An 11,681-nucleotide genomic window follows, 5' to 3' on the forward strand; every position below is an offset into this window, starting at 1 on the left:
CGGGAGAGCTCTGTGTTCAAGACGCTCGGCCACTTCAGCTATCGGCGCCGCCGCCTGGTGCTCGTCCTGACCGCCGCCTTCATCGCCTTCGGGGTGGTCTGGGGCACCGGTGTGTTCGGGTCGCTGGCGAACGGCGGCTTCGACGCCCCGGACACCGAGGCGGCCCGGGCCGTCGCGACCATCGAGCAGAACGTCGGCCGCACCGGGACCGACGTGATCGTGCTCTACCGCAGCCCGGACCAGACGGTCGCCGATCCCGCCTTCCGGACGGCGGTCGAGCAGGACCTGGCCGGGTTGCCGACGAGCGACGTACTGCGGGCGACGACGTACTGGAGCAGCAAGCTGCCGGCCGAAATGAAACAACAGAGCGTGTCGAAGGACCAGCACAGCACGTACGCCGTCCTGACGCTGGCCGGCGCGACTCCGGAGGAGCGGCTGGAGACCTTCCACCGGATCGCCGGCGAAGTGCGGAGCGGACCGGCCGGCCTGGAGACGAAGGTCGGCGGCGAGGTCGCGGTCTTCGACGAGGTGAACACGCAGACCGAGCACGACATCGTGAAGGCCGAGACGATCTCGACGCCGATCGTGCTGGTGCTGCTGGTCGTGGTGTTCGGCGGCCTGGTCGCCGCCTCGCTGCCGCTGTTCGTCGGAGCGCTGGCGATTCTCGGCGCGTTCCTGCTGCTGCGTGTCCTGTCCACGGTCACGGATGTCTCGATCTTCTCGGTCAACCTGGTCACGATGATCGGCCTCGGTCTCGCGATCGACTACGCACTGTTCATCGTCACCCGGTTCCGCGAAGAGCTTGCCAAGGGCAATGATGTCGAGACCGCGCTGACCACGACGATGGCAACGGCCGGGCGGACGGTCGCCTTCTCCGGTATCACCGTCGGAGTGGCGATCAGCAGCCTGGCGCTGTTCCCGGTGATGTTCCTGCGCTCGATGGCGTACGGCGGTGTGGCGGCGGTCGTGGTCGCGATGGTTGCGGCGTTGACCGCGTTGCCTGCGCTGCTCGCCGTTCTCGGGCATCGGGTGAACAACCTGCAGGTGCCGTTCCTGCGGCGACGCTCCACCGCGGCCGATCACCACGGCGCGTGGTACCGGCTCGCGCACAGCGTGATGCGGCGGCCGGTGCGGTACGTGTTGGTGCTGGTTCCGCTGTTACTCGTGCTCGGAATCCCTTTCCTGCAAGCGCAATTGGGCGGGGTTGACCACCGGGCGCTTCCGTCCGGCGCCACCTCGCGGGTGGTGACCGAGACCCTGCAGCGGGACTTCGCCGGGGCGGGCGGATCGGACGTCTTCGTCGCGGTCCGCTTCGATCAGACGCCGACCGATCCGGCTGTGGCACTGCAGCCTTATCTCGCGCAGCTCAAGCAAGTGGCCGAGGTCGACGACGTTCGGATCGGTGGCTTCAAGGACGGCGTCGCCGAGGTGGTTGTGCACACGCACTACACGGCTCAGGAGCTGCCTGCCCGTGATGTCGTCCACGCGGTGCGTGCGGTGGCGCCGCCTTCCGGCACTGTGACTCAGGTCGGCGGCGAGACGGCTGGGCTGATCGATCTGCTCGACGTGCTGGCGGAGAGAGCGCCGTACATGGGTGGATTCGTGGTGCTGATCACGTTCCTGCTGCTGTTCCTTGCCTTCGGCTCCTTCGTGCTGCCGCTCAAGGCGCTGCTGATGAACGTGCTGTCGCTGTCGGCGGCGTTCGGGGCGATGGTGTGGATCTTCCAGGACGGTCATCTGTCCGGGCTGCTCGACTTCACGCCGGCCGGGTTCCTGGACGCGACCAACCCGGTGCTGTTGTTCGCAGTGCTGTTCGGGTTGTCGATGGACTACGAGGTGTTCCTGCTCAGCCGGATCCGCGAGGAGTACGACCGGACCGGCGACAACACCCAGGCTGTCGCGCTCGGGCTGCAGCGCACCGGCGGGATCATCACCAGCGCGGCACTACTGCTGGTGATCGTGGTCGCGGCGTTCTCGACCTCCGGCATCGTGTTCGTGAAGATGATCGGGGTCGGGCTGGTGATCGCGATCGCTTTGGACGCGACGATCGTGCGAGCGCTGCTGGTCCCGGCCACGATGCGGTTGCTCGGCCGGGCGAACTGGTGGGCGCCGGCTGCCATGGTCCGGTGGTGGGGCAAGCACGGCATCCGGGAATCCGCCGAGCCGCCTCAGGGCTGGAGTCGCACCAGCTCCCAGGACTCCGAGTTGGTACGCCGGTAGGCCAGGCGGTCGTGCAGGCGACCGACCCGGCCCTGCCAGAACTCGAACGCCTGCGGCTCGATGCGGTACCCGCCCCAGAAGTACGGCGTCGCGATCTCGGTGCCCTCCGGCCACTGCCGCTCGTACGACGCGTACTGCAGGTCGAGCTCGGCGCGAGACTCGACCGGTTGGCTCTGCTGTGAGGCCCAGGCGCCGAGCTGAGACTCGCGGGGCCGGGAGGCGAAGTAGGCGTCGACCTCGTCGCTGGGCAGCTTGCTGACCGTGCCCTCGATCCGGACCTGACGCTCCATCGCGTGCCACGGGAAGACGAGCGCACAGTGCGGGTTCGCCGCGAGATCCTCGGCCTTGCGGGACTGCTGGTTGGTGTAGAAGACCAGTCCGCGCTCGTCCAGGCCCTTCAGCAGCACGGTTCGCGCCGACGGGCGGCCGTCGGCGTCGGCGGTCGCCAGCACCATGGCATTCGGCTCGGTGATCCCCGCCTCGGTCGCCTGAGCGAGCCAGACGCCGAACTGGGTGATCGGATCGGCCGCCATCTGCTCCTCGAGCAACTCGCCCAGCCCGTACGTCTTCCGCATCTCCGCAAGATCCACGAGTTCGAGGTTACTGCGCGTGGCGGCGGGCGAAGGCTCGGGCCAGGCGGTTGCGGGGACGAGTGGTTGGCTCCGGGCGGCTGGCGGGGCGCGGTGCGGGGGCCAGGGGACGGATCACCTCGGGCAGGTGGTCGTTGACCTCGGTCAGGTGCAGGTCGAAGGTTGCCCGCCACAGCGCTTGCCTCAGCGTGGCCTCGGCCGCAGCCGAGCTTGCTCCGGCGACCGACGCGGCCCATAGCGTGCTCAGGGCTCGCTCGTCGAAGCCCTCGACGGCGAGCAGCATCGACTCGATCTGGTCCCGGTCGGGTGCATCGGCCACCCGGCGCGGCCGCGGCAAGCGCCTCAGCGGACGAGTCGTCTGTTCAACCGGTACGGCGTGCGCGAAGGCGGTCCGGACGAACGCCGGAAGCAGCTGCGGTGACGCGGCGCCCGCCGGACTGGCGCGGCGGATTCGTTCGACCAGGTAGAAGTAGTCGAGCATCTTCGCGTCTTCGATCCCCCCGCGGACCGCTTCGCGCAGTACGTGCTCGATCTGAATGGCCACGGCGGACCGGGCCGCCTCCGACGGGCCGGTGGCCGGGACGAGTGCTGTCTCCAGGTGTCGGCCGAAGACCTGCAGTTTCGCGTGCAAGGGCAGGGCATCGACGGTCTGGAGATCGGCTGGGTAGTAGTGGCCGTAGGCAACCGTTATTTCGGCGCTCTCGGTCGGGATCGGCGCGTACAGGTCGGGGGTCTGGCCTTCTGCGTACCGGTGCCAGGCGAGCGCGTGGTCGATCAGGTTCGGTTGTGGTGCAACGAGCGGCAGCGGAGGCCGCGGTCCGTCGGGGCAGAGTCGACGGGTCGACTCGGTCAGGTCCGGCAAAGGCTCGTCGAGGGTGTCGGTCAGCCAGAGCGTGCTCGGTTCGATTCGGCTGGTGGTCTGGCGACAGAGCTTGCCGTCGGCCACGATGTGCGTCGCTCCGGGGACCGCCAGCACCCCTTCGTACGGCGTACTGTCGGCCATGAACCAGCCGCACGCCGCCGCGAAGGCCCAGCCCCGCGGCGAGGCGGCGGCCGGCGTACCGGCGAAGAGGAGTGCGGCGACCGGGCGGTTGCTCCACACCCAGCCATCTGGCAGACGGACCTGGAAAAGCCGGCCCAGACCGGCGGAGTCGGTGAAGAGCTCCAGCCTGTCGTTGTCGAGCACTGCCATGGTGAACGGCGGGACCAAGTCGACAAAGGCTTCCGGCGTACGACGTACTGCCTCGGCCAGCGGGCCAGGTGCGTCGGTCGGTGCGATGTCGCCGACCACGCGCTCATAGCCGACCGGTGTGTGCAGGCTGGCGACGCGGACGCTGCCCGTCTCCTGCCAGGCCGGCCACGGCGTGTCGTCACTTCCCCACACGTGCAGGCCGTGCGTGCTGCCGTCGTGGCCGCCACGCTTGGGGATATCCGCGTAATAGGCCGCGACCCGGGCGGCTCCCTCGGCGGCACGGGCCGCGGAGTCAGGCCGGTGAAACGCGTAGCCGACGAGTATTTCCACGTTTTCCACGATGCGATTCCGGCCACGAAAGTTATCCGCACGTGTCTTCGGAGAACTATGCTGCCTGGGCGCCAATATGAGGACGAGGGAGTGGTATGTCAGATCCGAAGACCGAGGTCCAGCACGGGCTGGAAGGCGTGATCGCGTTCGACACGCAGATCGCCGAGCCGGACAAGGAAGGGTCGGCGCTGCGCTATCGCGGCGTGGACATCGAGGACCTGGTCGGCCGGGTGCCGTTCGAGAACGTCTGGGGCCTGCTGGTCGACGGAGCGTTCACCCCGGGGCTGCCGCCCGCGGAGCCGTTCCCGCTGCCGGTGCACACCGGTGACATCCGGGTCGACGTCCAGTCCGCGCTCGCCATGCTCTCCCCCGCCTGGGGTCTGCGCCCGCTGTACGACATCGACGACGTACAGGCTCGTGAGGACCTGTCCCGCGCCGCGGTGATGGCACTGTCGTACGTGGCGCAGGCTGCGCGCGGCATCGGGCAGCCGATGGTGCCGCAGCGTGAGGTGGACAAGGCGAAGACCATCACCGAGCGGTTCATGATCCGCTGGCGTGGTGAGCCCGATCCCAAGCACGTGAAGGCAGTGGACGCCTACTGGACGTCCGCGGCCGAGCACGGCATGAACGCCTCCACGTTCACCGCCCGGGTGATCGCTTCGACCGGCGCCGATGTCGCGGCCGCCCTGTCCGGTGCTGTGGGTGCCATGTCCGGACCCCTCCATGGTGGCGCACCGGCCCGGGTGCTGACGATGATCGAGGGCGTCGAGCGGTCGGGGGACGCACGCTCGTATGTGAAGGGTCTGCTGGACGCCGGTGAGCGGCTGATGGGCTTCGGTCACCGCGTGTACCGCGCCGAGGACCCGCGTGCCCGCGTGCTCCGCCGTACGGCGCGTGAGCTGGACGCACCGCGGTACGAGGTGGCCGAGGCGCTGGAGAAGGCCGCCCTGGCCGAGCTGCGCGAGCGGCGGCCGGACCGCGTGCTGGAGACCAACGTCGAGTTCTGGGCGGCCATCGTGCTGGACTTCGCCGAGGTCCCGCCGCCGATGTTCACCTCGATGTTCACCTGTGCGCGGACCGCCGGCTGGAGTGCGCACGTGCTGGAGCAGAAGCGCACCGGACGGCTGATCCGCCCGTCGGCGATCTACTCCGGGCCGGGCACGCGCTCCGCGGACTCCATCGAGGGCTGGGACTCTGGCTGGGCCTAGTGCTCCTGGCTGGGCGTGCGGCCGGTGCGTTGTTTGTACTGGCGGCTGAAGTAGGGAACGTCTGTGTAGCCGAGAGCGGTGGCGGTCTGCGTGACCGTCATCCCGCTCTCGGTCAGCAGCTGGTGTGCCCGATCGACGCGGGCCTGGATCAGGTACTGCGCCGGTGACATGCCGAACTGTTTGACGAACCGTCTCGTGAACTGTGCCCGAGACAGCGCGGCCTTGTGAGCCATCTCTCCGACTGTCCAGTCGCGGCCCGGGTCCTGGCGGAGCTGGCGGGCCACCTCGTCGACCGCGGTGTCGGTGTTTGGGCGGGTGGGGTTGTGCACGGCATCCCAGATCAGGCCGATCAGTTGCTCCAGGCACAGCTCGGCCTGTCGCCGTCCGAGCGCGTCACCCCGCCGGTACGCCGAATCGCTCGTGCGTGCGAGCGCATTGAGCAGCTCGCGGTCCATGACTTCGCCCCAGCGCGGTTGCGGGACTACGCCGTACTGGGTGGTCTCGAAGTGCATGCCGAACACGAGGAGCCGCCGGCGTGGGTCGTGGGTTGCGCGGGGCGCGTCGCCGGGCTGGAAGACCGCGCAGACGCCGGGGCTGAGCTCTTGGTGCGCACCGTCGAGCTCCAGGTGGCCGCGGCCGTCCAGCACGCACCACAGCAGATGGTCTGACAAGTGCGGCGATTCCCAGGACCAGTTGGGCTCGCAGCGCCAGAACGTCGGCTCGGAAAGCCGAGTCAGCGTGAGCGGTTGCAACAAAAGTCCAACTCCTTGCATGAATCTTCCGTGGCTGAGCTCCATTGTGGACCGCAGAATGGATTCATGGTGAGTGATTCGTACAAGCAGGAGTTCGAGCGGGACGGCTACACGCTGGTGCGCGGGCTGTTCGACGCTGACGAGGCCGAGCGGCTGCGCGAGCACTACATGACGCTGCGGAAGCGCGGGTCGTACGACAACGACGAGGCCGGTGTGAATTCGGGTAGTCGCGACCCGCTGCGCCGATATCCCCGGATGGCGCAGATGCACCGCTGGGACGACATGTCGTTGCAGTGGCTGATCGACGCGCGCATCGACGAGGTGATGACCGGGCTGCTGGACAAGTCGCCGTACGCGGTGCAGACGATGATCTACTTCAAGCCGCCGGGCTCCCGCGGGCAGGCGCTGCACCAGGACAACTTCTACCTGAAGGCCGAGCCGGGTACGTGCGTGGCGGCGTGGATGGCGCTCGACCGCGTGGATGAGGCGAACGGCTGTCTGCAGGTGGTGCCGGGCAGTCACCGGTGGCCGATCCTGTGCACGGAGAAGGCGGACACCACGGTCAGCTTCACCGATGTGACCGTGCCGCTGCCGGCGCCAGATGCCGCCGTACCGGTGGTGATGGAGCCCGGTGACGTGCTGTTCTTCCATGGCGCGCTGGTGCACGGAAGCGCGCCGAACGTGACCGAGGACCGGTTCCGGCGCGCGCTGATCGGTCACTACATCCAGGGCGAGGCCGAGAAGGTCGCGTCGTACTACCACCCGGCCCTGCGGATGGACGGCACGCCGCTGACGCTGGACGTCGCCGAGGGCGGCGGCGCCTGCGGTGAGTGGACCGACACCCCGGAGGGGCCGGTGGCCGTCCTGACCGGCACCCAGGTGATCGACCGCAAACACGAGTGAGACCCGCGGCGGGCCGGTCCCGGGCATGTGGAATGATGTGAAGTGCTGACAGCGTCGTCGGCCTAGGTACTGCCAGACGACGAAGGGAACCGCTGGTGACCAGCGACATCGTTCTTCCTGCAGAGCTCAAGCCCGCCGACGGCCGCTTCGGCGCCGGACCGTCCAAGGTCCGCCCGGAGGCTGTCGCCGCGCTCGCGACCGAGGGCGCCAAGCTGCTCGGCACCTCGCACCGGCAGGCGCCGGTGAAGAACCTGGTGGCCCGGGTGCAGCAGGGCGTCTCCGACCTGTTCCAGCTGCCCGACGGCTACCAGGTGGTGCTCGGCAACGGCGGCTCGACCGCGTTCTGGGACATCGCGACGTTCGGCCTGATCCGCGAGCGCAGCCAGCACCTGAGCTTCGGTGAGTTCTCCTCGAAGTTCGCCAAGGCCGCGCAGCTCGCCCCGCACCTGGGCGACCCGACCGTGGTCAAGGCCGACCCGGGCAGCCGCCCGGTCGCCGTGGCCGAGGCCGGCATCGACCTGTACGCGTGGCCGCACAACGAAACCTCCACCGGCGTGATGGCTCCGATCAAGCGGGTCGCCGGAGCCGACGCGGACGCGCTGGTCGCGATCGACGCCACCTCGGGCGCCGGCGGCCTGCCGGTCGACATCGCCGAGACCGACGCCTACTACTTCGCCCCGCAGAAGTGCTTCGCCTCCGACGGCGGCCTGTGGATCGCCATCCTCTCCCCCGCCGCGCTCGCCCGGGTCGAGGAGATCACCGCCTCCGGCCGCTGGATCCCGGCGTTCCTGGACCTGGCCACCGCGGTCGACAACTCCAGCAAGAACCAGACCTACAACACGCCGTCGCTGGCCACCCTGTTCCTGATGGCCGAGCAGACCGACTGGATCAACAGCCAGGGCGGCCTCGAGTGGAGCGTCGCCCGCACCACCGACTCCAGCAACCGCCTCTACACCTGGGCCGAGAAGTCCGACTACGCCACGCCGTACGTCACCGACCCCGACGCCCGCTCGCTCGTCATCGGCACCATCGACCTCGACGACTCCATCGACGCCGCAGCCGTCGCCAAGACCCTGCGCGCCAACGGCATCGTCGACACCGAGCCCTACCGCAAACTCGGCCGCAACCAGCTCCGCGTCGCCATGTTCCCCGCGGTCGACCCGGACGACGTCGAGAAGCTCACCCAGTCCATCGACTACATCGTCGACAAACTGCGCTGATCTCCCCCGAACAACCGCCGGCACCGTGTGTCGGCGGTTGTCCGCTGTCCACCCTCAGAGCACGAACAACACCGGATATCCGTTCGTGTTGCCCCTTATCGGGTCGTATACGACAGGGAGAAGGGGGCAACGCCGGGGGATATCCGGTCGCGTTGTCGGAGTGGGTACGCCCAGACGCACCGCATTCCGTTGTACGCCGGGCCACTCACCGCCGGCCGGCGCCGCGACCGCAGTCGGCGGCTCCACACCCTCGCGCAGGTCGCGCCTGCTCACCGCGTGCTGGCGCGGCAACCGCGGTAGGCGGCATCGCCTTGCGCACGCGCTGGGGGCGCCAAAAGGCTGTCGCCGCGAAGCGGTGTCCGATCGCGGGGCGTCGCCGCAGGGGGGCGGGTCAGGCGCTGTGGCGGCGGCGGGTGGGAGTGGGGGACTGGCCGGTGAGGCGGGCGTTTTCGGCCATGCGGTCGAGGCGTTCGCGGCGGCCTGGGGGGAAGGTGAGGACGGTGATGACGAGGGCGAAGAGGGCGGCGCCGATGATGATCCAGCGGAGGTTGTGGTTCTTACTGGCGGGGGCGGAGTCTGCTGCGTCGCCGGAGGACTTTTTGGGTGGGGCGGCGGCGGTTGGGGAGGCGGCGGCCTTTTTGGCGGGGACCTTGACCTGGTAGACGGCCGAGTTGGCGCCTTCGCTGCCTACCAGGACGGTGTCGTCGGCGGTGCCGACGGCGATGGACTCGCCTTGGGTGAGGGGTGCCGGGCCGCGGGCTACCAGGGTGGGTTTGTCGTCGCCCCAGGCGACGGTGGCTACGTCGACGTACGTGCGCAGGACCGCGCGCTGGCCGTCGGGGAGGAAGGTGCCGTCGGTGAAGACGCCGGCGGGGGCAGCGGCGAGCTTGGTGAGGCGGTTGGTGCCTTCGCGGGACGGGGTGCCGGGGGCGGAGTAGATCGCGCCGCCCTTGGTCGACTTGGTGACGATGAAGAGTTGGTTGGTCTCGGGCTGGACCAGCAGGGTCTCGGCGTCGTGGGCGCCGTCGGGGTACTTGAAGTCGTAGCGGTGGTAGCGGACGTTCTCCGCGCTCTCGAGGCTGTCCGGCTCGGGGATCGTGTAGATCTCGACCATGTCCCGGGACTTGGTGTTGTCGCCGATGTCGGCGACGTAGATCGTGCCCTCGCGGTCGACGGCGATCGCCTCGACGTCGCGGACCTCGGCCTTGAACTTCAGCACGGCCTTCACGTCACCGTCGGTGTCGATCCCGAAGACGCGCGCGGAGTCGCTGGAGTCGTTCACCGTCCAGTACAGGTCCTCGAACTTCTGGCTCTTGGCCAGCCCGGACGACTCCTTGATCCGCGGGTCGTCGATCGTGAACATCTTCTTCGGCGCCGGAGGCGGATCCGCCGCCACCGCCGGCAGCGCTGCGGCCGCCAGTGTGATGCAGGTCGCAGCCACCAGGGCGAAGGCCGACCGCAGCCGCTTCACGCACTCACCTCCGGGAGGAGCAGCTCGGCGAGGCGCGGCCGCACCTGCCACTCGGCGATCAGCGTGGCGTAGTCGGACTCGAGCTCGGGTGTCACCGCGGCGTTGGTGCGGGCGGCGCGGAGCAGCAGATTGCGGGGCGTGTGCTGGCTGTCCACGAACTGCACGACCTCCACCCGGTATCCGACCTGTCTGAGGACCGCCGCCCGGAGAGAATCCGTCAGGACGTCGGCGAACCGCTCACGAACGATCCCATATCTCGTCATCAGAGAATATGGTGCCGGTGGTGTGACGCTTTTGAGCTGCTTCTGGATGTCGTGATGGCAACATGGAGCCGCAAGGACCAGCGGCGCCTCCCACTGGACCGCCCGCGCGAGCGCGTCGTCGGTGGCCGTGTCACAGGCGTGCAGGGCAAGCACCACATCCGGCCGTACGTCGAGCTCCGCCGCCTGGATCGTGGCGTCGACGAACCGCAACTGGTCCTGCCAGCCCAGCGCCGTCACGACGCGGGTGTTCCGCTTCCGGGCGGTCGGGTTGTGGTCCACACCGGTCGTGCGAACGTCGTGCCCGGCCGCGGTGAGCAGGTGATGCGCCGCGAGCGTGAGGTAGGCGTTGCCGCAGCCCAGGTCGACCACCTGCAGCGGCCGGCCGGTCGCGATCCGGCCGGCCGAGATGGCCTCTTCCAACGCGGGCGCGAGCAGCTTGCAGAACTCTTCGATCTGCTTGTACTTCGCCTGCCGCGACGGCTTCACCCGGCCCTGGTGGTCGCTGATTCCGAGCTCGATCAGGAACGGCGCCGCCGGATCCAGCACCCGCTGCTTCACCCGGTCGTGCTCGGTGGTCTGCTCCCGGCTGTCCGCCTGCCGGTGCAGCAGCTCCTTGCCCTTCTTCGTGTACCGCAGGCGCATCGTCTCGGTGGTCGTCTCGACGTGCCACGACCCGTACGGCAGGGCGAGCAGCTTGTCGACGGCCTCCACGATCTCGGTCCCGACGAAGTTCCGGGTGTGGGCCTGGCGCTCGTCGAACTCGGTGAGCTGGAGGTGCCGCTGCCCCTTGAGGTCGACGTACCGCAGCTCGATCCGCTGGTACGGCGGCTGGTCGAGGCCGCGACGCCGGCCGGACGCGACCGCCCGCACCAGACCGGACCGGTCCAGTAGGGCGGCGTGGATCGCGTCCCACGCGCCCACCTCACCCACCGCGTCCGCGGTCGGCGTGCCCTGGTGTCCGGCGGGATCCACCTCTGCCTGCATCGCGCCATTGTGTCCGACGCCTCCAGCTGATCACAAAAGGGTCTCGTCGGCGGGCGGTGGCGGTCGGCGGACTCAGAGCAACTTCTGGTCGTCGAGAAGCAGCCCGAGACCGCGCAACCGGGTCGCGATTCCGCCCTCCTGACGACCCAGCGCCTCGACCAGCTCCTCCTTGCCCGCGCCGTTGCGGAACATCTCCATCAGTAGCTGCTCGTCCTCCGGAGTCCAGGGCCGGAACGCCTTCGGGTGGTTGCGCCGGGCCGCCTTGATCTTGCGGGTCATCGAGCGGCTGTCCAGCAGCTCCAGGGACCGGATCCGCGCCTGACGGTGCCGGCCGACCTCGTCGCCCTCCCGCCAGAACACGACGGCTCCGTCGTCGAACGTCATCAGATCGGCCGGGACGTCGCAGTAGTCGGCGTCCTCGAGCATCACTCGCAGCATGGTGGTCTTCTCCGTGTCGTAGGCGGCGGTCCGCCGCCGTTGGCTGTGTCACCAGAGAAGATGCAGCGATCCTGCCCCGATCTGACCGGCGATTCCGAAGCTGTGGACAA

Annotated in this window: 10 protein-coding genes; 4 read left to right on the forward strand and 6 right to left on the reverse strand. The window is 69.0% G+C overall.

Annotated features, from left to right (window positions below; all coding sequences use genetic code 11):
- Positions 1–12: 12 nt before the first annotated feature.
- Complete coding sequence (locus ABZS29_RS04150) at positions 13–2,220, forward strand: MMPL family transporter (RefSeq protein ID WP_355458386.1); 2,208 nt, start codon at positions 13–15, stop codon at positions 2,218–2,220.
- On the opposite strand, the gene pdxH is transcribed toward ABZS29_RS04150, so the two are convergent.
- Positions 2,169–2,810 carry a pyridoxamine 5'-phosphate oxidase gene (gene pdxH, locus ABZS29_RS04155; protein ID WP_355458388.1) on the reverse strand — a complete coding sequence of 214 codons (642 nt, stop codon included), beginning with the start codon at positions 2,808–2,810 and terminating at the stop codon, positions 2,169–2,171. The genes ABZS29_RS04150 and pdxH overlap by 52 nt on opposite strands.
- Positions 2,811–2,820: 10 nt before the next feature.
- Positions 2,821–4,332 carry a hypothetical protein gene (locus tag ABZS29_RS04160; protein ID WP_355458390.1) on the reverse strand — a complete coding sequence of 504 codons (1,512 nt, stop codon included), beginning with the start codon at positions 4,330–4,332 and terminating at the stop codon, positions 2,821–2,823.
- A 95-nt stretch (positions 4,333–4,427) separates the two neighbouring features.
- Here ABZS29_RS04160 and ABZS29_RS04165 point away from each other — a divergent pair, with 95 nt between their 5' ends.
- On the forward strand, positions 4,428–5,540 hold the full coding sequence (locus ABZS29_RS04165) for a citrate synthase 2 (protein WP_355458392.1): 1,113 nt from the start codon (positions 4,428–4,430) through the stop codon (positions 5,538–5,540).
- Here the strand turns inward: ABZS29_RS04165 and ABZS29_RS04170 are convergent.
- Positions 5,537–6,295 (reverse strand): AraC family transcriptional regulator, encoded by a 759-nt coding sequence (locus ABZS29_RS04170; RefSeq protein ID WP_355458394.1) that lies wholly within the window; start codon positions 6,293–6,295, stop codon positions 5,537–5,539. The two genes, ABZS29_RS04165 and ABZS29_RS04170, sit on opposite strands and share 4 nt — an antisense overlap.
- A 63-nt stretch (positions 6,296–6,358) precedes the next feature.
- On the opposite strand from ABZS29_RS04170, the gene ABZS29_RS04175 reads away from it, so the two are divergent.
- The gene (locus tag ABZS29_RS04175; protein WP_355458396.1) at positions 6,359–7,195 is read left to right on the forward strand and encodes a phytanoyl-CoA dioxygenase family protein; all 837 of its coding nucleotides are present in this window, start codon (positions 6,359–6,361) and stop codon (positions 7,193–7,195) included.
- A 92-nt stretch (positions 7,196–7,287) separates the two neighbouring features.
- On the forward strand, positions 7,288–8,415 hold the full coding sequence (serC, locus tag ABZS29_RS04180) for a phosphoserine transaminase (protein ID WP_355460818.1): 1,128 nt from the start codon (positions 7,288–7,290) through the stop codon (positions 8,413–8,415).
- Between the two features lie 391 nt (positions 8,416–8,806).
- Here the strand turns inward: serC and ABZS29_RS04185 are convergent, their stop codons facing one another.
- The 3 genes from ABZS29_RS04185 to ABZS29_RS04195 form a co-directional block, all read right to left on the reverse strand.
- Entirely contained in the window at positions 8,807–9,886 is a 1,080-nt protein-coding gene (locus ABZS29_RS04185) for a hypothetical protein (protein ID WP_355458398.1), read from the reverse strand.
- On the reverse strand, positions 9,883–11,133 hold the full coding sequence (locus ABZS29_RS04190) for an SAM-dependent methyltransferase (protein ID WP_355458399.1): 1,251 nt from the start codon (positions 11,131–11,133) through the stop codon (positions 9,883–9,885). Before ABZS29_RS04190 ends, ABZS29_RS04185 begins: the two co-directional genes overlap by 4 nt.
- 72 nt (positions 11,134–11,205) lie before the next feature.
- Complete coding sequence (locus tag ABZS29_RS04195; RefSeq protein ID WP_355458400.1) at positions 11,206–11,571, reverse strand: hypothetical protein; 366 nt, start codon at positions 11,569–11,571, stop codon at positions 11,206–11,208.
- Positions 11,572–11,681 lie beyond the last annotated feature (110 nt).

Source organism: Kribbella sp. NPDC005582 (assembly GCF_040605415.1).
Classification (GTDB): domain Bacteria; phylum Actinomycetota; class Actinomycetes; order Propionibacteriales; family Kribbellaceae; genus Kribbella.

Bases quoted from the DNA above. Each gene is read 5' to 3' on its own strand.
- ABZS29_RS04190 (WP_355458399.1), bottom strand. From the start codon at position 11,133: ATGCAGGCAGAGGTGGATCCCGCCGGACACCAGGGCACGCCGACCGCG.
- ABZS29_RS04165 (WP_355458392.1), top strand. From the start codon at position 4,428: ATGTCAGATCCGAAGACCGAGGTCCAGCACGGGCTGGAAGGCGTGATC.
- ABZS29_RS04175 (WP_355458396.1), top strand. From the start codon at position 6,359: ATGGTGAGTGATTCGTACAAGCAGGAGTTCGAGCGGGACGGCTACACG.
- ABZS29_RS04195 (WP_355458400.1), bottom strand. From the start codon at position 11,571: ATGCTGCGAGTGATGCTCGAGGACGCCGACTACTGCGACGTCCCGGCC.